Genomic DNA, 21,807 nt, shown 5'->3' with positions numbered 1-21,807 from the left:
ATCGTCCCGGCGCACCTCAGGCGGGGATCGCCATCCGGGACACGGTCTGCGCGACCTGCGCGCGGCGCACGTGGTCGAGCGCCTCGACCACGGTCTTGCGCAGCACGCTCGGGGCGTCGCCGTGGTCCGCGAGCCAGTGCTCGAGACGGTCGGCGAGGCCGTCGACGCGGCCCACGAGCTGGACCGGCAGCGCGGCGCGCGCGACCCGCGCGCCCACGAAGCCGGCGTTCGCGTCGTAGTAGGTGCGCAGCGAGCCCAGCAGGTCGTCGAGGAGCGGCGCGAGCAGCGCGGGGTCGACGGCGCGCGCGAGGCCGGCGGCCAGCTCGAACTGGACCGCGTTGATCGCCGGGCCGTCCGCGGGACGCACCAGGGCGTCCCACGCCGCCTGCTTCGCCTCGACGGTCGCGACCGAGGCGCGCACGCCGGCGGCGCGGCGCTGGCCCGCCGCCGAGACGTCGAGCGATGCGTAGTGGTCGACCTCCTCGAGGTCGATGCCGCCGGCGGCCGCGAGCCCGCCGAGCAGGTCCCACGTGAGGTCGGAGTCGATCTCGACGCCGGGGATCTCCGCGGCGTCCTCGACGAGCGCGCGCAGGCGCAGCGCCTGCTCCGTGGTCGACGCGAGCTGCGCGTAGCCCTTGAGCAGCTGGAGCTGGATGTCCGAGCCGTGCTCGGCGGCCGCGAGCGCGGTCCACAGCCGCTCGGCGGCGGCCTCGGTGACCTCGGCGACGAGCTCGGGCGCGAGGTAGCGGCGCAGCGCCACCACCATGAGGGCCACATGCGACTCGGCGGTCGCGGAGTTGCCCACGTGCGGCAGCAGCGTGAGCACCGCGTCGATGTAGCGCTGCGCGGGCAGCGACCCGTCGCGCGTCATGTGCCACAGCGCGTCGAGCACGGTCGCCTGCACCATGGGGTCCGCGATCGCGTCGATGTGCGCCTCGAGGGTCGCGAGCGACACGTCGTCGAGGTGGAGCTTGGCGTACGTGAGGTCGCGGTCGTTGACGAGCAGCAGGTCCGGGCGCGGGTGGCCGACCGCCTCGGGGACCTCGACGAGGTCGCCGCCCACCGTGGCCGTCACGGCCCAGTCGCGGTCGAGCCTGCCGTCGCGGAGCCGATAGCCGGCGATCTCGACGCCGTGCGGGCGGGGCACCGGGTGCTCCGCCGGGACGTCCTCGTCGACCGCGAGGCGGGTGAGCGTGCCGGCGTCGTCCGTCGCGAGCACCGCGCGCAGCGTGGTGACGCCGGGGGTCTCGAGCCAGACGCGCGCCCACTCGTCGAGCGGGCGGCCGGCGGCCTCCTCGACCTCGGCGAGGAACTCCGCCAGGGTCGCGTTGCCGTGGTGGTAGCGCTGCAGGTACGTGGCGACGCCGCCGAAGAACGCGTCCTCGCCGACGTACTGCGCGAGCTGGCGCAGCGCGGACGCGCCCTTGGCGTACGTGATCATGTCGAAGGCCGAGACGGTGGCCTCGGTGTCCGGCACCTCGGTGACGATCGCGTGCGTGGTCGGCAGCTGGTCCTGGACGTAGGCGACGGACTTGCGGTTGGCCGCGAAGGTCACCCACGCGTCCTTCCACTCGGAGACCTCGGCCGCGGCCCACGTGCCGACGAACTCGGCGAACGACTCGTTGAGCCACAGGTCGTCCCACCACTTCATGGTGACGAGGTTGCCGAACCACATGTGCGCGAGCTCGTGCAGCACCACGACGGTGCGGAACTCGAGCTCGGCGGCGGTGGGGCGGCCGCGGAACAGCAGGCGGTCCTCGGAGATCGTGACGCAGCCGACGTTCTCCATCGCGCCCAGGTTGTACTGCGGCACGTAGACCTGGTCGTACTTCTCGTACGGGTACTCGGTGCGGAACACGCGCTCGTACAGCTCGAGGCCGGCCTGGGTGTCCTCGAGGACCCGGTCGCCGTCGAAGTGCTGCTCGAGCGACGGGCGGCCGTAGATGCGGGCCGGGATGTCGCCCTTCGCGCTGTGGAGCACGCCCTCGTGGTACGCGTACGGGCCCGCGACGATCGCCGCGACGTACGAGGGGATCGGCACCGTGGGGCCGAAGGTCCAGCGGGCGAGCCCGTGCTCGGCGCCCCCGACGGTGGTGACGCCGTCCTCGTAGGCCGGCTCGGGGGTGGGCGAGTTGGAGATGACCATCCAGTGGTCGGGCACGACGACGGAGAAGGCGAACTCGCCCTTGATGTCGGGCTGGTCGAAGCACGCGAAGGCCGCGCGGGTGTCGTTCGCGGCGAACTGGCTGTAGAGGTAGACCTCGCCGTCGGCCGGGTCGACGAAGCGGTGGATGCCCTGGCCGTCGTTGCGGTAGCCGAAGTCGCCCGCGATGCGGACCGTGTTGTGCTCGGCCAGGTCCGCGAGCTCGATGCGGCCGTCGCGGTGCAGCGCCGGGTCGAGCGCCTCGCCGTTGAGCTCGATGAGGTCGACGCGCGGGGCGACCGCCTCGATGAACGTGGTCGCGCCCGGGGTGGCGGCGAACTCGATCGTGGTGTCGGAGCGGAAGGTGTCGCCCGCGGGGGTGAAGTCGAGCGAGACGGAGTAGCGGGCACGCTGCACGATCGCGAAGCGCTCGGCGGCCTCCTGCTTGGTGAGGTTCAGACCTGGCATGGGTCAAGTCTGGCAGGGGATGCCCTTATGTACCCACCGCAGGGGTCCCGGCCCTCTCCTCGCGGCGGGGAGCCGAGCGCCGGCCGGCCCCGCGCATGGGTAGACGGTGGTCGCCCTGGCGGGATCCCCGCGCGCCATGGGTGGATGGTTGTCGTCCCGCGGGGGACATGCGACGACGGCCGCCGCGGATCGCTCCGCGACGGCCGTCGTCGTCATGCCGGTCTCACACCGACACTGGTCCACCCCTGAGGCGCAGGAACCTCCGAGAATCGACCGTCATCTACCCATTCCACCCGAAGGGGCGGGAGGGGCCGAAGGGGTGGGAGGGGTGGGCGAAGGTGAGGCGGTCAGCCCTCGTAGGCCAGGTCCGCCGCCTGCGCCTTGAGCGCCCGGCGCACGCCGTCCTTGCCCTCGCTCACCAGGCGCTTGAGCGCGTCGTGCGCGTCCGGGTTCGCCTCGAGCCACGCGAAGGCCTTGTCCTGCAGGTCGGGGACGCGGCCCGCGAGCTCGACCGGGTACAGGCCCTCGATGAGGTTCGCGGCGATCTCGTTCGTCTTGGTCGAGTAGATGCGGCGCAGCGCGCCGAAGTACTCGTCGACGAACGGCACCAGCAGGTCGAGGTCGTGGACGTGGTTGAAGCCCGCGATGGTCTCGTACTGGAGCGCGTTGGGCAGGTCCTTCTCCGCGTTGATGAGCGCGTCGAAGGCCGTCCGCTTGGCCTCGGGCGTCGCGATCGCGGCGCGGGCGTGCGCGGCACGGCGCTCGCCCGACGCGGTCGCGTCCTTCGTCAGCTGGAGCTCGATCGCGACCTCGCCCGCGCGGCCGCCGGACACCAGCGCGATGAGGAGGTCCCAGGCCAGGTCCGTGTCGATGGTGAGGCCGTCGATCTGGATCTTGCCGTCGATGAGCGCCTGCACCGTGTCGAACATCGAGTCGACGCACGCGAGCGACGCGAAGGCCTTGACGAACTGGAGCTGGCTGTCCGAGCCAGGCTCGGCGGCCACCATGAGCCGCCAGATCTCGCGCGCGGTCGCGGCCTGCACCGCGTCGGTGTGCGACGGGTGCACGTACAGCGAGATCGTCGTCGCGAGCTGGCGCAGCAGCACCAGCACGGTGGTCGACTCGGACTCGTCGCCGATGTTCTTGAGCACGAGGTCGACGTACTGGCGCGCCGGCATCTCCGAGTCGCGCGTCATGTCCCACGCCGCCGCGAGCACCATGGAGCGTGCCAGCGGGTCGGTGAACTTGGACACGTGCTCGACCGCGGCCTCGAGCGAGGCCTCGTCGAGGCGCACCTTCGCATACGCGAGGTCGCCGTCGTTGACGAGGATGAGCGCGGGACGCTGCTTGCCGACGAGCTCGTCGATGTGCGAGAGCTCGCCGTCGATGTCGGTCTCGACGTGAAGGACGCGCTCGAGGACCTCGTCGCCGACCTCGTTGACCACGACGTCGTAGCCGCCGATCGCGAGACGATGCGGGCGCTGGGTCGGCCACTCGGCCGGGACCTCCTGGCGGACGGCGAACGAGGTGATGACCCCCGCATCGTCCGTCTCGACCACGGGGCGCAGCGTGGTGACGCCGGCCTTCTGCAGCCACACGTCGGACCAGCCGGCGAGGTCGCGGCCGGACGCCTTCTCGAGCTCGACGAGGAGGTCGTTCAGCGTCGCGTTGGCATGGTGGTGCTTGCGCATGTACTCGGCGACGCCGGTGAAGAACTCGTCCTGGCCCACCCACGCGACCAGCTGGCGCAGCACGGACGCGCCCTTGGCGTAGGTGATGCCGTCGAAGTTCACCTCGACGTCCTCGAGGTCCTTGATGTCGGCCATGATCGGGTGCGTCGACGGCAGCTGGTCCTGGCGGTACGCCCACGACTTCTCGAGCGCGTTGAAGGTCACCCACGCGTTCGAGTACTTGGTGACCTCCGCCGTGGCGAGCGTCGACGCGAACTCCGCGAACGACTCGTTGAGCCACAGGTCGTTCCACCACCGCATGGTGACGAGGTCGCCGAACCACATGTGCGCGAGCTCGTGCAGCACCGTGACGGTGCGGCGCTCGACGCGCGCCTGCGCGGTCTTGGAGCGGAAGACGTAGTCCTCGAGGAACGTCACGCAGCCCGCGTTCTCCATCGCGCCCGCGTTGAACTCGGGGACGAAGATCTGGTCGTACTTCTCGAACGGGTAGTCCGTCTCGAACTTCTCCTCGTAGAACGCGAAGCCCTTCTGGGTGTCGTCGAGGATGACGTCCGCGTCGAGGTACGGCGCGAGGCCCTTGCGGCAGTACACGTTCGCGCTCAGCGTGCCCTTGCGCGACTCCACGGTGCCCGGCACCTCGTGGTACGGGCCGGCGACGATCGCGGTGACGTAGCAGGGGATCCGCGTCGTGGGGGAGAAGCTCCAGCGCGCGACGCCGCGCGCGGTGCCGGCGATCTCGATCGAGCCCTCGGCCGCCTCCTTGGTCGACGGCGAGTTCGACAGCACGTGCCAGTGCTCGGGCGCGGTCACCGCGAAGGTGAACGACGCCTTGAGGTCGGGCTGCTCGAAGACCGCGTAGACACGGCGCGTGTCGGCGACCTCGAACTGCGAGTACAGGTACACCTCGCCGTCCTCGGGGTCGACGAAGCGGTGCAGGCCTTCGCCGGTGTTCATGTACGCGCAGTCGGCGACCACGGTGAGCTCGTTCTCGGCCGCCAGCGAGGGCAGCGAGATCCGCGAGTCCGCGAAGTGGGTCGCAGGGTCGAGCTCCTCGCCGTTGAGGGTGATGCTCGCGACCGCCGGGGCGATCAGGTCGATGAAGGTGCTCTCACCCGGGGTGGCGGTGAAACGCACGGTGGAGGTCGAACGGAAGGTGGTGTCCGACGTGGTCAGGTCGAGGTCGACGGTGTAGCTGTCGACCGCGACGATTGCGGCGCGGGCCTCGGCCTCGGCGCGCGTGAGGTTGGTACCTGGCATGGCGCGATTGTGTCATGACGATGTCACGTGCGCGTGCGGTGGCGCATCCGGTGCACGGTGCGCGTGTCGGTTAGCGTCGGAGCATGGCCGATGCGGCTCTCAGCATCCGGGCGGCGACCTTCAGGGACGCCGCCGTCCTCGCGGGCTTCGCGGCGGACCTCGCGCTGTCGGCCCCGCCCGAGCCCGACGGCGTCGCGGGCGCGCTCGCGGCGCTCGTCGGCCAGTTCGGCGTAGGGGTGCTCGTCGCCGAGCACGACGGCGAGCCGGTCGGCTACGTCGCCGTCCACCGGCTGCCCACGCTCTTCGCCGGCGGAGTCGTCGCGGTCGTCGAGGAGCTCTACGTGATCCCCGACCGCCGCGCCGAGGGGATCGGCGCCGCGCTCATGGCGGAGGCCGAGCACATCGCGTCGGGCTGGGGCGCCGCCCACATCTGCGTCGCGACCTCGCGCGCGGTCGACTTCTACAAGGGCCTCGGCTACGAGCCGACCGCCCGCTTCCTCAAGAAGGGCCTGGACTGACGCCGTCGGGGCCCGGCCCTAGAATCCTGCGGTGACCCAGGACCCCGCCGGCGCCGCGCCCGAGACCGCCACCCCCGCATCGTCCCGCCGCGGGCTGTCCCGCCACCTGGTCGACATCGCGCCGCTCAAGGCGAGCCCCGCGTTCGCGCGGCTGTGGATCGGCGGCGCGATCTCCGGGATCGGCGCGTTCATGACGCAGGTCGCGGTGGGCCTGCAGATCTACGAGATCACCGAGTCGACGTTCATGGTCGGCCTCGTGGGCGGTATCGCGCTGCTGCCGATGATCGTGGCCGGCCTGTGGGGCGGCATGATCGCGGACGTCTTCGACCGCCGGAAGGTGCTCATCTCCTCGTCGCTCGTGGCATGGGCGTCGACCATCGCGCTCGCGGTCCTGTCCTTCTGGGACCAGCACCTGCAGGCGGACGGCACGCACGCCGCGGTGTGGCCGTTCTTCGTCGTCACGACGCTCAGCGCGGTCGCGTCGACCGTCTCGAACGCGACCCGCGGCTCCGTGGTCGGCCGCATCCTGCCGCCCGAGATGATCAGCCGCGCCACCGCGCTCAACGGCATCTCGTTCGGCGCGATGCTCACCATCGGCCCGGCGCTCGCGGGCGTGCTCGCGGCGAGCGTGGGCCTGCCGTGGACCTTCACCATCGACGCGGTGCTCTTCACCGCGGGCTTCCTCGGGGTGTGGATGCTGCCGTCGCTGCCGCGGCTGGGCGAGCGGGTCGAGGCCGGCTGGCCCGTGCTCAAGGAGGGGCTGACGTTCCTCCGGCACGCGCCGAACATCCGCATGAGCTTCCTCGTCGACATCATCGCGATGACGTTCGGCAGGCCGTACGTGCTCTTCCCTGCGCTCGGTGCGACGGTGGTCGGCGGCGGCTCGCTGACCGTGGGCGCGCTCACCGCCGCGGGCGCGATCGGCACGATGCTCACGAGCCTGTTCTCCGGGCCCGTGGCCCGCGTGCACCGCCACGGCGTCGCGATCTCGCGAGCGATCCAGCTCTTCGGCCTGTTCGCGGCGCTGTTCGGCCTCACCACGCTTCTGCTCGGCGCCACCGGTCACGAGCCCGCGGAGGGCTGGGGCGGCGTCCACTGGGCGACCCTCATCGTGCTCGCGCTGTGCATGGCCGGCATGGGCGCCTCGGACGAGGTGAGCGCGATCTTCCGCCAGACCATGATCATCACCGCCGCGCCCGACGAGATGCGCGGTCGCCTCCAGGGCGTCTTCATCGTCGTCGTGACGGGCGGGCCCCGCCTCGGCGACCTCTATGCGGGCATCCTCGCGACCGCGGTCGCGCTGTGGTTCCCGCCGCTGCTCGGCGGCGTCGCCATCATCGCGCTCATCGCGATCCTCACCCGCGCGCAGCGGGCGTGGCGCGAGTACGACGCGAAGGCGCCGACGCCGTAGCGTCCGCGGGGACGATGCGGCGAGCGGTCAGGCCGCGCCGATCTCCTCGGCGAGCGTGGACGAGACCGCGCGCGCCAGCTTGAGGGTGATGTCCGGTGCGCCCTTGCGGTTCGGCTGGATGAACGAGACCTTGACGAAGTAGTCGCCCACGCCCATGCCGATGGTGCGGCGGCCCGGCAGCGCGTACGCGTAGTCGGCGTTCTTGATCTTGCCGCCCGGCTTCACGGTCCTGCCGAACACGCCCTCGGCGATCGCCTGGTGCGCCTCGGGGTCCGGGTACTCCCAGTTGATCTCCACCTGGACGCGCGGCTCGGAGCGCTCCTCGTTCTTGGGGCGCCACTCGCAGATGTTGCGGCCCTCGTACGACAGGCTCGAGTTGAACTCGCCGTCGGCCATCTTCACGTCGACGATGCCGTTGAGCTTCTTGAGCGTGATCATGTCGCACGGGTCCGGGGTTCCGGCGGGCGCGACGGCGACGGCCGAGAGGCTCGGGTCCGCCAGCGACGACGCGTCCGCGCTGGGCTCGGCGTCCGAGGCCAGCGGCGTGCAGCCGGCGAGCACCACCGCGGCGCCGACGGCGGCGGCGGTCCAGGCGGGCAGGAGGCGAAGCGTCATGCGGGGGTCCCTTCGATCACGAAGAGGTTAGCAACCGCGCGGGCCGGTGCGGACGACGCCGGGCCATGTCACACGGACGCGGAGGCGAGCCGGCGCAGCACCGCGTCCTGCTGCAGCCACCCGACGAGCGCGCCGCCCTCGACGACCGCGAGGCCGTCCGCGCCCTCCTCGTCGAGCAGCCCCTCGAGCACGTCCTCGACCGCGTCCGTGGGCGCGACGCCCGCGCGTCTCTCGAGCAGCTGGCCGACGATGACCTCGGCCGCGTCGTCGTCCGACGTCACCGCGCCGGCCGCAGCGGACGAGGTGACGACGCCGAGGTACCGGCCGTCGCGGTCGACGACCGGCAGCGTGTGCCGGCGCGCGGCCACGAGCGCGCCGACGGCGTCCGCCGCGGGAAGTCCGCGGCGCAGCGTCGGGGGAGCGGCGGTCATGAGCTCGCCGACGGTCGAGCCGTGGAGGGCCCGGGTGTCGGCGCGCCGCGAGATGTCGATGCCGCGGCGGCGCAGCTTGAGCGTGTAGATCGAGTCGTGCGACAGCGCGCCGGACAGCAGCGTCGACACGGCGACGGCGAGCATGAGCGGCAGGATGATCGTGTACTCGCCGCTGAGCTCGAAGAGGATGAGCACCGCGGTGATGGGCGCGCGGGAGGCTCCGGCGAACACCGCGGCCATGCCGACCACGGCGTACGCGCCCGGGTCGAGGTCGAGACCGGGCAGCAGCGCATCGGCGCCCTGTCCGAAGGCCGCGCCGAGCATCGCGCCCAGGAACAGTGACGGCGCGAACACGCCGCCCGAGCCGCCGATGCCGATGGTGAGCGAGGTGGCGATGATCTTGCCGACGAGAAGGATGACGAGAAAGCCGATCGCGTACCGGCCCATCACGGCGCCCTCGAGCACCGGGTAGCCGACGCCGTACATCTGGGGCAGCGCGAGCAGCAGCAGGCCGAGCAGGAGGCCGCCGACCGCGGGGCGCGCCCACTCGGGGCCGCGCCACACCGCGTCGCAGAGGTCCTCGATCTTGTAGAGCACCCGCGTGAACGTCACGCCCACGAGCGCGGCCAGCACGCCCAGGATCACGTACAGCCCGTACTCGCCCAGGTGGCCCACGTGGAACTCGGGCAGGACCAGGAACGGCTCGTCGCCGAGGAACACGCGACCGATGACCGATGCGGTGACGGCGGAGATGACGATCGCGCCGAACGAGCGCGCCGCGAGCGTGCCGAGCAGCAGCTCGAAGGCGAAGAACACGCCCGCGATCGGCGCGTTGAAGGTGGCCGCGATGCCGCCCGCGGCGCCGCAGGCCACGAGCATGCGCACGCCGTTCTCGTCGAGGCGGGCCGCGCGCGCGAGCGACGAGCCCAGCGCGGAGCCGATCTGCACGATCGGCCCCTCGCGTCCCACGGAGCCGCCCGAGCCGATGGTGACGGCTGAGGCGAGGGCCTTGACGAACGCGACCCGGGCGGGGATGCGTCCCCCGCGGCGGTGGATCGCGTACATGACCTCGGGCACGCCGTGGCCGCGCGCCTCGCGCGCGAACCGCTGCACGAGCGGGCCGTAGATGAGCCCGCCGACGACCGGGGCGAGCACGACGAAGAAGCCGCCGAGCCACGGCAGCCACGGGTGGGCGGGGTGGCCGGTGGTGCCGGCGTAGTCCGCGTGCCCGGTGAAGATCCAGGTGGCGGTCTCGACGAGCCAGCGGAAGGCGATCGCGCCGAAGCCGCCGAGGATGCCTACGACGAGTGCGAGGGCGATGAGCACCGTGTTCTCGGAGCGGCGGAGGCGGGCGAACGACCACGGGCGCTCGGCCCGGGTGGCGGCATGCGCGGACAACGGGACATCCTCACGGTTGTACGGAAGCAACCTTTGGACCCTAGCAGAGGTGCGGATGCGCGGGCGCTACGGTGGAGGCGTGCCCACCGACGCCACCGCCGCGACCCTCGTCGCCTCCCGTGCCCTGCTCGGCATCGTCGCCCGCTCGCTCGCCCCGGCGCTCGCCGAGGTGACCGTGCCCCAGTTCCGCGTCCTCGTCGTGCTGTCCACGGCTGGACCGCAGCGCATGGGCGACCTCGCGGACCGCATCGGCATCCACCCGTCGACGCTCACCCGCACGGTCGAGCGCCTCCGGGCCGGCGGCTGGATCACGCGCGGCGAGGCGCCCGACAACCGGCGCGAGGTGCACGTCGACCTCTCCGAGGCGGGCGCAGAGCTCGTGGCGACCGTGACGGAGACGCGCCGCGCGCTGCTGCGAGACGTGCTCGAGTCCGCCTCGCCGGAGGACCAGGAGGCGGTGCGGGCGGGCATGGAGGCCTTCGCGCGCGCCGCCGGCGAGCCCGAGGTCACCGAGCTGCGCGAGCTGGGGATCTAGCCCCGGCTCACTCCATGTCGCCGAAGCCGAGCTGGCGCGCGGCCTCGTAGATGACGATCGACGCGCAGTTCGCGAGGTTGAGCGAGCGGCGGCTCGCCAGCATCGGGATCCTCACGAGCGACGTCACCCGTGGGTGGTCCATGACCTCCTGCGGCAGCCCCGTGGGCTCGGGCCCGAACAGCAGGATGTCGCCCGGCTCGTACGCGACGTCGGTGTAGGTGGTGCCGGCCCGCGCGGTGAACGCGAAGACGCGCGCCTCCGGCAGCGCGTCGAGCATCGCGTCGAGGTCGGGGTGCACGGTGACGTTCGCAAGGTCGTGGTAGTCCAGCCCGGCGCGGCGGAGCTTCGAGTCCTCGAGCTCGAAGCCGAGCGGCTCGACCAGGCGCAGCGGCGCGCCCGTGACGGCGGACAGGCGGATCGCGTTGCCCGTGTTCTCGGGGATGCGGGGCTCGAAGAAGGCGATCGACGGGAGGGCGGCGGGCATGCCGCCAGTGTGGCACGGGCCGGCGGCCGCCCCCGGCGTGGGGACGGCCGCCGGACGATGCGCGGGTCAGCCGAGCGTGGCGGGCTCGACCCCGAAGTCGGCGAGGAAGGCGGCCGCCTCGTCGATGTCGACGCGCTGGAGGCCGTCGAGGTAGCGGCAGTTGGACGTGTAGCCGTAGCTGGTCACCGCGACCAGGTAGCCGTCCTTGAAGGTCGGGCCGCCCGAGTCGCCGAAGCACGTGCCGCCGGTGCCGCGGTTGTCCTTGCCGTTGCCGTTGACCTGCAGGATCTGCGGCGTGAGCTTCTGGCCGGGCTCCTGCGCGACGCGGCGGATGATCGGGTACGACATCGGCGTGGGCTTCTGCGGGCCGCTCTCGGCCTTGCGGACCTCGGTGCCGTAGCCGACGGTCGTGAAGATCGTCTTGTTGAGCGCGGGCTGCTTGAACGTGTCGAGGTAGCCGGTGGGCGCGACCGTCGCGGGCTCGATGTCGGTGATGGGGTCGTCGAGCACGACGACGCCGTAGTCGTTCCAGTTCTTGAGGTCGGTGAAGTCGGAGTAGCCCGGCGCCGTGTGGGCGGTGCCGGCCTCCCACGTGCGTCCCTGCTCGTCGACCTGGTCGCCGACGTAGCCGGTCGCGGGGTCGGCCTCGGGCAGGCCGCTCGGCGGCTCCTCGGCGATGACCGGGTCGAAGCTCACGATCGTGTCGCCCACGGTGCCGTCCGTGCAGTGCGCGGCGGTGAGGAGGACGGTCTCGGAGACGAGGGTCGCGCTGCACCGGTAGCGGTGGACGTCGCCGGCGCCGTCGGGCGCGTAGAAGACGATCATCCCGACGTTGGGGTGGCCGTTCCCGTCGAAGTCGCCGTCGGTCACGGCGGCCGCGGGGGTGGCGACCGCTGCTGCCAGGGTGGCGGCGGCGACGGTGCCCAGGGTAAGGATCCTGCGGGTCATTGCGTTCCTTCCTCACGTCGGACCCCGGGGTGGGTCCGGAACGCCACGTTAGGGGTAAAACATCTCGGAACGCGCAATTGTCACCAAAGCCCTACACTTCGCCGTCTGCCAGGGGACCTAGGCTGTCGACATGAGCCATCCCGCTCCCGCCGGGAGCCGCCGCGCCGCCATGGGCGGCATGCCGGGTCGCGGCATCGCCAGCCGCGACGAGGAGGCGCAGCGCGCCCTCAACGCGGAGGCCCCGGACATCCCCGACCTGTGGCCGCGCGTCGTCGCGCTGTTCCGGCCCTACCGCGGTGCGCTGCTCACCACCGCGATCCTCGTGGTCGCGGCCGCGGGCGCGACCGTGATCCCGCCGCTCATCGTCGAGCGCATCTTCGACGACGCGCTGTTCCCGTCGAGCGGAGGCCTGCGTCTCGGGCTGCTCGCGGAGCTCGTCGGCATCATGATCGCCATCTACCTCGTCGCCGCGGGCCTGCAGATCTGGCAGACGTACCTCACGTCCTCGGTGGGCAACCGCGTCACCGGCGACCTGCGCGAGCGGCTGTTCGCGCGCCTCCAGTCGATGGAGCTCGCGTTCTTCACGCGCACCAAGACCGGCGTGATCCAGTCGCGCCTCCAGAACGACGTCGGCGGCGTCTCGGGCGTGCTCACCACGTTCGTGTCGAGCATCGTCGGCAACACCGTCACCGTCGCCGCGAGCCTCGTCGCGATGGTGCTGCTCGACTGGCGCCTCACGGTGCTCGCGGTGATCCTCATGCCCGCGCTCGTGGTGGTGCAGCGGCGCGTGGGACGGATCCGCGCGCGCATCGCGGCCCGCACGCAGGAGTCGCTGTCCGAGCTCACTGCGATCACCCAGGAGACGCTGTCCGTCAGCGGCATCATGCTGTCGAAGGTCTACAACCGGCAGCGCCTCGAGACCGACCGCTTCCGCAAGGAGAACGCCACCCAGATCCGCCTCCAGGTCCAGCAGGCGATGACCGGCCAGTGGTTCTTCGGGCTCGTGTCGGTGATGATGTCCTCGGTCCCGGCGGTCATCTACCTCGCGGCCGGCGTGCTCATGAGCCGCGGCTCGACCGCCCTCACGGCGGGCACCATCGTCGCGTTCACGGCCGTCCAGGCGCGCCTGCTGTTCCCGCTCATGGCGCTCATGCGGGTCGCGCTCGAGGTGCAGACCTCGCGCGCCCTCTTCGCGCGCATCTTCGAGTACCTCGACCTCGAGCCCGCGATCCGCGACGCCGACGACGCGGTCGCGGTCGAGGACGCCCCGGGACCCCTGGGCGCCGTCGAGTTCCGCGACGTCGTCTTCCGCTATCCCGGGGCACGGGACGATGCGCCGCCCACCCTGGACGGGGTGTCCTTCCGCGTCGAGCCGGGCACCACGCACGCCTTCGTCGGCCCCTCCGGCGCGGGCAAGACCACGATCGTCTACCTCGCCGCGCGCCTGCACGAGGCGACCGCCGGCGAGGTGCGCTTCGCCGGCGAGGACGTGCGACGGCTGCGCCACGAGTCCGTGGTCGACCACGTGGGCGTGGTGAGCCAGGAGACGTACCTCTTCCACGCGAGCATCGCCGAGAACCTCCGCTACGCGCGTCCCGACGCGACGGATGCCGAGCTCGAGGACGCGTGCCGGCGCGCCGACATCCACGACGCGATCCTGGGCTTCGAGGACGGCTACGACACGATCGTGGGGGAGCGCGGCTACCGGCTCTCCGGCGGCGAGAAGCAGCGCGTCGCGATCGCGCGCGTGCTGCTCAAGGACCCGCCCGTGCTGCTGCTCGACGAGGCGACGAGCGCCCTCGACACGGTCTCGGAGCACGTGGTCCAGGCCGCCCTCGACCGCGCGGCGGAGGGCCGCACCACCCTCGTGGTCGCGCATCGTCTCTCCACCATCCGCGACGCGGACGTCATCCACGTCGTCGAGCGCGGCCGCATCGTCGAGTCCGGCACGCACGCCGCGCTGGTCGCGGCGGACGGCCTCTACGCCCGGCTCGCGGCGCGCCAGTCCGACTAGGGTGGGTGAGGCGACGAGGCGAGAGGAGAGGCCGTGAGCGACGACTGGTGGAAGTCCGCGGTGGTGTACCAGGTGTACCCGCGGAGCTTCCAGGACTCGGACGGCGACGGCATCGGCGATCTGCAGGGGATCCGGTCGCGGCTCGACCACCTCGAGTGGCTGGGCGTCGACGTCATCTGGCTGTCGCCCATCTACGCGTCGCCGCAGGCCGACAACGGCTACGACATCTCCGACTACCAGGCCATCGACCCGACGTTCGGCGACCTCGAGGACTTCGACGCGCTGCTCACGGCGGCGCACGCGCGCGGCATGAAGATCGTCATGGACCTCGTGGTCAACCACACGTCGGACGAGCACCCGTGGTTCCTCGAGTCGCGCTCGTCGAAGCGCAGCCCCAAGCGCGACTGGTACTGGTGGCGGCCGCCGCGCGAGGGCTTCGAGCCCGGCGGCACGGGCGCCGAGCCGACCAACTGGCGCGCCTTCTTCTCGGGCCCGTCGTGGGCCTTCGACGAGGAGTCGGGGGAGTACTACCTCCACCTGTTCCACCAGAAGCAGCCGGACCTCAACTGGGAGAACCCCGAGGTCCGCCACGCCGTCTACGCGATGATGAACTGGTGGCTCGACCGCGGCGTCGACGGCTTCCGGATGGACGTCATCAACCTCATCTCGAAGACCCTGCCGCTGCGCGACGGCGAGCCGTTGCCTGGCGGGCTCGGCAACGGCTTCCCGCTGTACGCGTGCGGCCCGCGCAACCACGAGTTCCTCCACGAGATGCACCGCGAGGTGTTCGAGGGGCGGGAGGGGCGCTTCCTCACCGTGGGCGAGATGCCCGGGGTCACGGTGGACGACGCGGTGCTCTTCACCGACGCCGCGCGCCGCGAGGTCGACATGGTGTTCCAGTTCGAGCACGTCGACGTGGACCACGGCCCGCTCGGCAAGTTCGACCCCCAGCCGCTCGACCTCGTGCGCCTCAAGTCGATCCTCGGGCGCTGGCAGGCGGCGCTCGCGGAGCGCGGGTGGAACTCGCTGTACTGGGACAACCACGACCAGCCCCGCGTCGTGTCGCGCTTCGGCGACGACCGCGACCACTGGGCCGCGTCCGCCAAGGCCCTCGCCGCGGTGCTGCACCTCATGCGCGGCACGCCGTACATCTACCAGGGCGAGGAGATCGGCATGACGAACGCCGGCTTCACGTCGATCGACGAGTACCACGACATCGAGTCGCTGGGCGCGTACGACGAGCTGCGCGAGATGGACGTGCCGATCGAGCGGATCATGGACGGGCTCGCGGCCCAGAGCCGCGACAACGCGCGCACCCCGGTGCAGTGGGACGCGTCCGCGCACGCGGGCTTCACCGCCGGCACGCCGTGGCTGCCGGTGACGCGCAACCACACGTGGCTCAACGCCGAGGCGCAGCGCGACGACCCGGACTCGGTCGCGTCGTTCTACAGGGCGCTCATCGCGCTGCGGCATTCCGAGGACGTGGTGGCCCACGGCAGCTTCGAGATGCTGCTGCCCGAGGACCCGCAGGTGTTCGCGTACCGGCGCGCGCTCGACGGCACGGTCATGACGGTCGCGGTGAACCTGTCGGGCGCGGATGCCGTGGCCATGGTCGACGTGGCCCACGGCGCGCTGATCCTGCACAACCTCGGCGCGGATGCGACTCCGTATCCGGCCGGCGCGGGCGAGATCCCGCTGGGCCCGTGGGAGGCGCGCGTCTACCTCGCGCGGTGACGATCCACGTCCGTTGACCGCGACTGGTCGCGTGTCTAGCATGTTGTACATGCGTATAGTCGCGCATTCGGCAGCGCGTGAGGACGCGGACCTCACGGCGCGGGCCCGCATCCGCGACGTCGCGATCCGGTGCTTCGCGGACGAGGGCTTCGACGCCTCGGTCCGCAGGATCGCGCAGAAGGCCGACGTCTCGCCCGGTCTCATCACCCACCACTTCGGATCCAAGGCCGGGCTGCGGGCGGAGTGCGACGACGAGGTGCTGCGCCGCTACTCCGAGGTGAAGAACGACGCGATCGACCAGCCGGCGGGCAGCATCGGGCACCTCCTCGCCTCGCCGGGGGCGAACGCCGAGGTGCTGGTCTACATGCTGCGCGCGGTGCACGCGGGCGGGCCCGCCGCGCACGACTTCCTGGAGCGGCTCATCGACAACGCCCGCGGTGTGATGGCGCGGGCGGTGACCGCGGGCATGGTCCGCCCGTCGCGCGACGAGGAGGCCCGCCTGCGCTACCTCGCCTACCAGGCCACCGGCGCGATGCTCGTCCAGTTCATCACCATGCCCGGCGCGACCCCGGACGAGTTCGTCGCCTCGCTCCAGGCCGCGGGGCAGGACCAGATCCTTCCCACGCTCGAGCTGTACACCGAGGGGCTGCTCACCGACGACACCCTGCTCGAGCAGTACCTCACCCATGCGGAGTCCCCAGAAGGAGGAACCACCCATGACCGCTGAGATGGCAGTCGAGATCCAGGGCCTTCACAAGAGCTTCGGACGGGTCCATGCGCTGCGAGGGCTCGATCTCGCGGCGCCCGTCGGGCAGGTGACGGGCTTCCTGGGGCCGAACGGCTCGGGCAAGACGACGACGATCCGGGTGCTGCTGGGGCTGCTGCGCTCCGACGCCGGGACGGCCAGCCTGCTGGGCGGCGACCCGTGGACCGACGCGGTGCGCCTCCACCGCGACCTCGCATACGTCCCCGGCGATGTGACGCTGTGGCCGAACCTCACCGGCGGGGAGACGATCGACATCCTGTGCAGGCTGTCGGGACCGCTGGAGCCGGAGCGCAAGCGGACGATGCTGGAGCGGTTCGACCTGGACCCGACCAAGAAGGCCCGCGCGTACTCGAAGGGCAACCGGCAGAAGGTCGCGCTCGTCGCCGCGCTCGCCTCTCGGGCCCCGCTGCTGCTGCTCGACGAGCCCACCAGCGGCCTGGACCCGATCATGGAGGCCGCGTTCCAGGAGTCGATCCGGGAGGTCAAGGCCGAGGGCCGGTCCGTGCTCCTGTCCAGCCACATCTTCACGGAGGTGGAGACGCTCGCCGACCGGGTGGTCATCATCCGCGAGGGCGAGACCGTCGAGTCCGGGACGCTCGCGGACCTGCGGCACCTCACCCGCACGCAGGTGACGACCGTGCTCGACTCGGGAGCCGACGCGCTCGCCGCGCTGCCGGGGGTCCACGACCTCTCCACGGAGGACGGCCACACGTCCTTCGCCGTGGACGACGATGCGCTGCCCGCCGTCCTCGCCGAGGTCGCCCGCCTGAAGCCCCGCTCCCTCGTCGCGAGCCCGCCCTCGCTCGAGGACCTGTTCCTGCGCCACTACGACGACGAGCTCGCCGCCGTCCACCACGGAGGCGCGCGATGAGCACCCGGGTGGACGCCGCCGCGCGTCCCGAGCAGCCGCGTCGCCCCGACCACCCGGATCGTCGGGCGCCGGGCGCGTCGAGGCATCGTCCCCCGGCCGACGGGCTGGCGGGCCTGCGCGCGAGCATCGGCTTCATGGTGCGCCGCAACCGGGTGCGGCTGGGCGTGTGGTTCCTGGTCGTCGTCGGCCTGTTCGCCTACATCGCGCGCTACTTCGGGGACGTCTTCACGACGCAGGAGTCGCTCGACGACTTCGCGGCGATCTCCGACAACCCGGGAATCAAGGCGCTCACCGGTCTCGCGGCGGCACCCGACACCCTCGGCGGCGCGGTGTGGACCAAGATCTGGATGACGTGCGCGGTCGCGCTCGCGCTCGGCATCGTCTTCCTCGTCACCCGCAACGGTCGCGCCGACGAGGAGCTGGGCCGCACCGAGCTGCTGCGCTCCAGGATGCTCGGCAACCATGCGCGGGCCGTCGCGGCCTGGACCGTGCTCGCGACGCTGTCGCTCGCGATCGGGCTGGCGGTGGCGGTCGCCTCGATCGCGCTGGGCCTGGACCCGGACGATGCGGGGACCACGGGCTCGTGGGTGCTCGGCGCCTCGCTGGCCGGCGTCGGGCTCGTCGCCCTCGGGGTGGGGGCCCTGGTCGGGCAGCTCGCCTCGACATCGCGGGGCGCGAACGCGCTCGGCTCGATCGTGGTCGTCGGCTTCTACGTGCTGCGCATGATCGGCGACCTCGGCGACGGCGCGCTCACATGGGCCTCGCCCTTCGGCTGGGGTCAGGAGATGGCGCCGTGGGGCGCGAACCGCTGGTGGCCGTTCGGGCTGATGGTGCTGCTGACCGCCGTGCTGCTCGCCGCGGCATGGCTGATCGAGGAGCGGCGCGACCACGGCGCCGGGCTGCTGCCCGACCGCGCCGGGCGGTCCGACGCGCCGGCCCGGTACGCGTCGCCGCTCGGGCTCGCGCTGCGGCTCCAGCGGGGACCGCTGATCGGCTGGTCGATCGCGATCGTGCTCAGCGCGATGCTGTTCGGCTCCGTCGCCGAGGAGATGACCGATCTCCTGGACGACGCGGGGGACAGCATGGCCGCGATCCTCCAGGGCGCGGGCATCGACGAGCTGCTGGGCCTGCTCGCCGGGATGATCGCGCTCCTCACCGCGGTCTTCGCGGTGCAGTCCGCCACGCAGCTGCGCGCCGACGAGGCGAGCGGGATCGTCGAGGCGCAGCTCGCGGGCGCCCTCTCCCGGACGCGCTGGGCCCTGATGCGGTTGGTGATCCCTGCGGTCGGTTCGCTCGTGCTGCTCGCCGTCGGGGGTGCGCTGCTCGGGCTCGGCTACGGCGCGACGATCGACGACTCCTCTCAGACGATGCGGCTGATGGGTGCCGCGCTGGCGTACTGGCCGGCCGTCACCGTGGTCGCCGGCCTCGCCGTCGCGCTGTTCGGGTACCTGCCGCGCCTTGCGATCGCGCTGTCGTGGGGAGCCGTCGGCGCGCTGTGGATGGTCATGGTCATCGGCGACGCCCTGAACCTGCCCGACTGGGCGCTGGCCGTCCTGCCGTTCTCCGCCACCCCGACGCTGCCCGCCGAGTCGATGGACTGGACGCCGCTGGTGGTCATGACGATCGTCGGCGTCGGGCTGGCGTGGGCGGGGATCGCCCGCTTCGCGCGGCGCGATGTCGCGCTGAGCTGATCCGGCTGCCCGCGCTCGCGCGCCTACATGCTCGCGATCGCCAGCTCCGCGATCGCGACCGTCGTGTCGGTGAGGTCGCCCTCGTCGGCGGACATGAACGACACCTCGACGAAGAGGTCGCCCACCTGCATGCCCAGGATCGTGCCCTGGCCGACCTCGTACGCGTCGGTGGCGCCCGCCACGTCGACGTCGGCGGACTCGCCCATCCACTCCTCTGCGGACTCCCGCTGCGAGGCCGCCAGATCGGCGCCCGCGACCACGAGCACCTGGACGATGGGGAGCGGGCTGTCGACGGCGTTCCACACGCACGACGCCCGGTCCTCGGCGGCGACGTCCTCGACGAGCATGCCCTCGCCGAACGCGACGCCGGACGCGGCCTCGATGTCCGCGGCCGACAGCAGTTCGCACGGATCGGGGAGGGTGCCCGCGGGTGCGGTCGCCTCGGCGACGGCGGACGGCGCGGACGATGCCGGCTCGGCGGTGCCGCCGCCGTCCGCGCACCCGGCGAGCATGCCCGCCAGACCCAGCATCCCGGCGAGCGCCACGGCCGGCGACCGCCGCATCGTCCCTCCCACCGTCACCACCTCCGTCCCCAGTGTCGGACGGATCGGCGACCGACCCGACCCGCGAGCACGGAACAGCCCGCGTGCCGGACCGATCCGCGATCGGTCCGACACGCGGGCTGGGGCCCCGGCGGCGAGAGGGTCACCAGATGGAGACGCGCTCCTCGGGCGCGAGCCACAGCTCGTCCTCGGAGCCGACGCCGAACGCCTCGTACCAGGCGTCCATGTTGCGGACGATGCCGTTGACGCGGAACTCGCTGGGGGAGTGCGGGTCCGTCGCGAGGCGCGTGACGAGCGCCTCGGAGCGGACCTTCATGCGCTCGGTGAGCGCGTAGCCGATGAAGAAGCGCTGGACCGCGGTGAGGCCGTCGACCTCGGGCGCCTCCGCGATGGGGTGGCCGAGCGCGATCTCGTAGGCCTTGAGGGAGATCTCGACGCCCGCGAGGTCGCCGATGTTCTCGCCCACGGTGAGCGCGCCGTTGACGTGGTGCGAGCCCTCGAGCTGCTTCGGCGAGTAGCCGTTGTACTGCTCGATGAGCGTCTTGGCGCGCTCCATGAACGCGCTGCGGTCGTCCTCGGTCCACCAGTCCTCGAGCGCGCCGGTGCCCGAGTACTTCGAGCCCTGGTCGTCGAAGCCGTGGCCGATCTCGTGGCCGATGACCGAGCCGATGCCGCCGTAGTTGACCGCGTCGTCCGCGTCGGGGTGGAAGAACGGCGGCTGCAGGATCGCGGCCGGGAACACGATCTCGTTCGCGACCGGCAGGTAGTACGCGTTGACCGTCTGCGGGGTCATGAGCCACTCGGAGCGGTCGACCGGCTTGCCGATCTTGCCCCACTCCCAGTCCTCCTCGAACGCGCTCGCGGCGCGCACGTTGCCCACGAGGTCGTCGGGGGAGACCTCGAGGCCCGTGTAGTCGCGCCACTTGTCCGGGTAGCCGATCTTGGGCGTGAACTGGCGCAGCTTCTCGAGCGCCTTGTCCTTGGTGGCCGGCGTCATCCAGTCGAGGTCCTCGATCGACACGCGGTACGCCTCGATGAGGTTCGCGACGAGCGCGTCCATCTGCTCCTTGTAGGCCGGCGGGAAGTGCCGCGACACGTACTCCTGGCCCACGAGCTCGCCCGCGACGCCCTCGACCAGGCTGACGGCGCGCTTCCAGCGCTCGCGCTGCTCGGTCGCGCCCGACAGCACGGTGCCGTAGAAGTCGAAGTTCGCCTTGGAGAGCTCCTCGGTGAGGTACGCGGCGCGCGAGTTGACGATGCGCCAGCGCAGGTACGCCTTCCAGGTGTCGAGGTCGGTCTCGGCCCAGATCTTCGCGAACGCGGTGAAGTACGACGGCTCGCCGACCACGAGCAGCCCGTGCGCGGTCTCCGGCATGCGGATCGCCTCGGACCAGGCGTCCCACGTGAAGCCTGGGGCGTCGGTGCCGAGGCCGTCGAGCGTGGTGGGGTTGTGCGTGAGCTCCGCCTCGCGGGTCTTCACCACGTCCCAGTGCTCGCGCGCGATCGCGGTCTCGAGGCCCACCACGGTGGACGAGTCGAACGCGAGGCCCGTGAGGCCCGCCATGCGGTCGACGTGGGCGACGTACTTCTCGAGAGCGGCGGCGTGCGCCTCGTCGCGGTAGTACGCCTCGTCGGGCAGGCCGATGCCGGACTGGCCCAGGTAGACGACGTTGCGGTCGGGGTCGAGGCGGTCCGCGAACACGTAGTAGCCGACCGCGCCGGAGACGCCGTCGCGCTGCAGCTCGCCCATCGCGCGGGCGAGCTCCTCGTGGGTGGTGGCGGCGTCGACCTTCGCGAGGTCGGGCTCGAGGGGGGTGACGCCGAGCGCGTTGACGCGGTCGACGTCCATGAACGACGCGTACAGCGCGCCGATCTGGCTCTCGCGCGACGCCTCCTCGATGATGACGCGGACCTGCTTCTCCGCCTCGTCGCGCAGCGTGTAGAACGAGCCGTCCGCGGAGCGGTCGCCCGGGATCTCGTGCGTCGCCTCCCACGGCCCGGAGACGTACCGGAAGAAGTCGTCCTGCGCGCGGACGGTCGGGGAGAACTCGGACTGGTCGATGCCGGAGTGGAGCGTCATGCCTCTCACCCTAGGGGTGGACGATGCGCGGGGCCGGGCCGTTTCGCTCACGGCGAGCCCGCGCCCCGGATGATTCCCAATGACAGAAGTGACCGGTGGGACCCGAGGGACGCGCACGGCGATCCCCATCCGTCCCTCGCGCATCGTCCTTCACCTTTGTCATTGGCAGTCGACACCTTGGCCATTGGC

Annotated in this window: 16 protein-coding genes; 8 read left to right on the top strand and 8 right to left on the bottom strand. The window is 71.8% G+C overall.

Annotated features, from left to right (window positions below):
- Positions 1-16: 16 nt before the first annotated feature.
- Positions 17-2,611 (bottom strand): aminopeptidase N, encoded by a 2,595-nt coding sequence (gene pepN / locus AOM07_RS01040; protein WP_062310458.1) that lies wholly within the window; start codon positions 2,609-2,611, stop codon positions 17-19.
- Positions 2,612-2,958: 347 nt separating this feature from the next.
- Positions 2,959-5,559, bottom strand: coding sequence for an aminopeptidase N (gene pepN, locus AOM07_RS01035; protein WP_062310455.1), 2,601 nt, complete (start codon positions 5,557-5,559; stop codon positions 2,959-2,961).
- 83 nt (positions 5,560-5,642) lie between these two features.
- Between pepN (AOM07_RS01035) and AOM07_RS01030 the strand changes: the two genes are divergently transcribed.
- Entirely contained in the window at positions 5,643-6,077 is a 435-nt protein-coding gene (locus AOM07_RS01030) for a GNAT family N-acetyltransferase (RefSeq protein WP_062310452.1), read from the top strand.
- A 31-nt stretch (positions 6,078-6,108) separates the two neighbouring features.
- Entirely contained in the window at positions 6,109-7,488 is a 1,380-nt protein-coding gene (locus AOM07_RS01025; protein WP_084829999.1) for an MFS transporter, read from the top strand.
- Between the two features lie 27 nt (positions 7,489-7,515).
- Here the strand turns inward: AOM07_RS01025 and AOM07_RS01020 are convergent, their stop codons facing one another.
- Together AOM07_RS01020 and AOM07_RS01015 are read right to left on the bottom strand one after the other, a co-directional pair.
- A complete protein-coding gene (locus tag AOM07_RS01020) occupies positions 7,516-8,103 on the bottom strand; it encodes a hypothetical protein (protein ID WP_062310449.1) in 588 nt (195 codons plus the stop codon).
- A 68-nt stretch (positions 8,104-8,171) separates the two neighbouring features.
- Positions 8,172-9,932: a chloride channel protein gene (locus tag AOM07_RS01015; RefSeq protein ID WP_228374342.1), complete on the bottom strand. Its 1,761-nt coding sequence runs from the start codon at positions 9,930-9,932 to the stop codon at positions 8,172-8,174.
- 79 nt (positions 9,933-10,011) lie between these two features.
- Here AOM07_RS01015 and AOM07_RS01010 point away from each other — a divergent pair, with 79 nt between their 5' ends.
- Positions 10,012-10,467 (top strand): MarR family winged helix-turn-helix transcriptional regulator, encoded by a 456-nt coding sequence (locus AOM07_RS01010; RefSeq protein ID WP_169748103.1) that lies wholly within the window; start codon positions 10,012-10,014, stop codon positions 10,465-10,467.
- Positions 10,468-10,474: 7 nt separating this feature from the next.
- Here AOM07_RS01010 and AOM07_RS01005 read toward each other — a convergent pair whose 3' ends face one another.
- Positions 10,475-10,951, bottom strand: a complete 477-nt coding sequence (locus AOM07_RS01005; protein ID WP_062310443.1) for a tRNA (cytidine(34)-2'-O)-methyltransferase — start codon at positions 10,949-10,951, stop codon at positions 10,475-10,477.
- A gap of 66 nt (positions 10,952-11,017) precedes the next feature.
- Positions 11,018-11,899 carry a trypsin-like serine protease gene (locus AOM07_RS01000; protein ID WP_062310440.1) on the bottom strand — a complete coding sequence of 294 codons (882 nt, stop codon included), beginning with the start codon at positions 11,897-11,899 and terminating at the stop codon, positions 11,018-11,020.
- A gap of 169 nt (positions 11,900-12,068) precedes the next feature.
- Here AOM07_RS01000 and AOM07_RS00995 point away from each other — a divergent pair, with 169 nt between their 5' ends.
- From AOM07_RS00995 to AOM07_RS00975, 5 genes are read left to right on the top strand one after another with little or no spacing between them, the layout of a single operon-like run.
- Positions 12,069-13,913, top strand: a complete 1,845-nt coding sequence (locus AOM07_RS00995; protein WP_062310436.1) for an ABC transporter ATP-binding protein — start codon at positions 12,069-12,071, stop codon at positions 13,911-13,913.
- A 33-nt stretch (positions 13,914-13,946) separates the two neighbouring features.
- Positions 13,947-15,647: an alpha-glucosidase gene (locus tag AOM07_RS00990; protein WP_062310433.1), complete on the top strand. Its 1,701-nt coding sequence runs from the start codon at positions 13,947-13,949 to the stop codon at positions 15,645-15,647.
- A 49-nt stretch (positions 15,648-15,696) separates the two neighbouring features.
- Positions 15,697-16,374, top strand: coding sequence for a TetR/AcrR family transcriptional regulator (locus tag AOM07_RS00985; RefSeq protein WP_062310430.1), 678 nt, complete (start codon positions 15,697-15,699; stop codon positions 16,372-16,374).
- Positions 16,364-17,284: an ABC transporter ATP-binding protein gene (locus tag AOM07_RS00980; RefSeq protein WP_062310427.1), complete on the top strand. Its 921-nt coding sequence runs from the start codon at positions 16,364-16,366 to the stop codon at positions 17,282-17,284. The genes AOM07_RS00985 and AOM07_RS00980 overlap by 11 nt, the downstream gene beginning before the upstream one ends.
- Positions 17,281-18,975 (top strand): ABC transporter permease, encoded by a 1,695-nt coding sequence (locus tag AOM07_RS00975; RefSeq protein ID WP_084829998.1) that lies wholly within the window; start codon positions 17,281-17,283, stop codon positions 18,973-18,975. The genes AOM07_RS00980 and AOM07_RS00975 overlap by 4 nt, the downstream gene beginning before the upstream one ends.
- Before the next feature lie 23 nt (positions 18,976-18,998).
- Here AOM07_RS00975 and AOM07_RS00970 read toward each other — a convergent pair whose 3' ends face one another.
- The gene (locus tag AOM07_RS00970) at positions 18,999-19,538 is read right to left on the bottom strand and encodes a DUF3558 family protein (RefSeq protein WP_084829997.1); all 540 of its coding nucleotides are present in this window, start codon (positions 19,536-19,538) and stop codon (positions 18,999-19,001) included.
- Between the two features lie 142 nt (positions 19,539-19,680).
- On the bottom strand, positions 19,681-21,618 hold the full coding sequence (locus tag AOM07_RS00965; protein WP_062310422.1) for a M13 family metallopeptidase: 1,938 nt from the start codon (positions 21,616-21,618) through the stop codon (positions 19,681-19,683).
- Between the last annotated feature and the right edge of the window lie 189 nt (positions 21,619-21,807).

Origin of the sequence: Demequina rhizosphaerae (assembly GCF_000971255.1) — a bacterium.
Lineage (GTDB): Bacteria > Actinomycetota > Actinomycetes > Actinomycetales > Demequinaceae > Demequina > Demequina rhizosphaerae.
Note: the sequence above shows the minus strand (reverse complement) of the source record. Positions and strands in the feature narration are given on the sequence as shown.